Origin of the sequence: Vibrio sp. 10N.222.54.E6, from assembly GCF_041473955.1 — a bacterium.
Lineage (GTDB): Bacteria > Pseudomonadota > Gammaproteobacteria > Enterobacterales > Vibrionaceae > Vibrio > Vibrio tasmaniensis_A.
Map to the genome: position 1 here is coordinate 1 of NZ_JBFRTD010000073.1, position 397 is coordinate 397.

Consider the following 397-nt stretch of genomic DNA (forward strand, 5'->3'; position numbering starts at 1 on the left):
TAGTCCCATTTATCCCCTGCTGGCAAATCCCCCATGAGGTGGCTTAACGACTGAATTAAATCGTCGTTAGCGCCCCCAAGGACACTGATTTTAAAGCCAAAACCGCGAGAGTGGGGATTGTCGAACACCCGCTCAATGGGATCGTAATCTCGATACGGCAGTTCATGGTGAAGGTGGTTTTGGGCTTGCTTGGCCTCTTGAAATAAGGCGGATAAGCCACTGCGTGAGGAGGAAAACATGGGGGATCCCTTTTTCTATTTTAATGTTAGGGGGCGTGACACAATCTTGGACCGCTTGATGGATTCCCCCCTCATTGAGAGAAGGCTGAGACTGAATGTCGCGCGCCCATGATAAAAATGATGTTTAAGCTTCGTTTCTTTTTTCCTAATCAATCTTT

Annotated in this window: 1 protein-coding gene; it reads right to left on the reverse strand. The window is 47.6% G+C overall.

Annotated features, from left to right (window positions below; all coding sequences use genetic code 11):
* A partial coding sequence (locus tag AB4513_RS24415; RefSeq protein ID WP_133151953.1) for a TraC family protein occupies positions 1 to 239 on the reverse strand: 239 nt, incomplete at its 3' end.
* Between the last annotated feature and the right edge of the window lie 158 nt (positions 240 to 397).